Below are 1126 nucleotides of genomic sequence, written 5' to 3'. Positions count from 1 at the left end.
TCGATCACCCCATTGGATCGAGTAGCAGGTCTACCTTACTCAAATCCGAATGGGTTTGACGAGGACAGTTCCATACATGCGCCTTATCGGAATTAGGCGACCTTCCGCGAGCGAGGAGTTCACTCGATCACTTCGTCTGCACGGACCAGAAGAGCGGGTGAGAATTCAATTCCGAGAGCTTTGGCGGTCCGCTGATTGATCACAAACTCAAACGTGGACGGCTGCTCAATCGGCATGTCGGCGGGCCGAGCACCCTTGATGATCCGATCGATATATACCGCGGCACGGCGGAACGTCGCCTTAACGTTTGGACCATAGGACATCAGACCGCCCCCCTCAGCGAACTCCCTCCAGCCATACATAGCCGGTAGACGATGTTGCCCCGATAGAGAGATGATCTGCGCCCGATTAACGAAAGCAAAGGCATGCGCGAAGGTAATCAAGGCGTCCACGTGCAGCTCCGCCGCCTTTGCAATGGCTTGGTTGAGCGCATCGGGGTTGCTCGCCGGTAGTGGTTCGAGCGTGAGCGCTAGCGTCTTTGCCGCTATCTCCGTCTCACGAAGCTCCTGGGCTGTTGGAGGCTCAGTTGGATCGAAAAGGACGCCGACACGCCTTGCCCTTGGCACCGCCTCCTTCAACATACCAAGCCGCAGACCGGCAAGATCGGCTGACATCAGTGACAGACCTGTGACGTTTTCACCGGGATGGGCGATATTCGCCACCACTCCCGTTCCAACGGGATCGCCGCTCATGGCCATGACGATTGGAACTGACGTGGTTTGCCTTTTGGCCGCCAAGACAGCAGGCCCACTCGTTGTGACCAAGATATCGACCCTGCTCACCAGAAGGTCACGAGCGAGTTCGTCTAGAACGGCACCACGTCCTGATCTGTAATCAATCGCAATATTGTGCCCTGGTATATAGCCAAGCACGTGCAACTCCTGCTGGAAGCTATCGAGCCATGGATCAGGCGGGGGGCTTGGATGGATGATGCCGATGCGCGGGACAGCACGCCTCTCTTGAGCTCCTGATAAGGATGGCACTGCCAAGGGCGTTGTCACGTTATTTACCGCCAGTTGCAGTAAGACCGATTTGGCCCCTGGGCAGGCTCAAGCAGCAATGTTGG

At 56.8% G+C, this 1126-nt stretch carries 1 protein-coding gene; it reads right to left on the bottom strand.

Annotated elements, in window-relative coordinates; all coding sequences use genetic code 11:
* Positions 1-119: 119 nt before the first annotated feature.
* On the bottom strand, positions 120-1043 hold the full coding sequence (locus JKG68_RS32485) for an ABC transporter substrate-binding protein (protein ID WP_312891083.1): 924 nt from the start codon (positions 1041-1043) through the stop codon (positions 120-122).
* Between the last annotated feature and the right edge of the window lie 83 nt (positions 1044-1126).

This window comes from Microvirga aerilata, from assembly GCF_016743775.1.
GTDB classification, from domain to species: Bacteria; Pseudomonadota; Alphaproteobacteria; order Rhizobiales; family Beijerinckiaceae; genus Microvirga; species Microvirga aerilata.
Note: the sequence above shows the minus strand (reverse complement) of the source record. Positions and strands in the feature narration are given on the sequence as shown.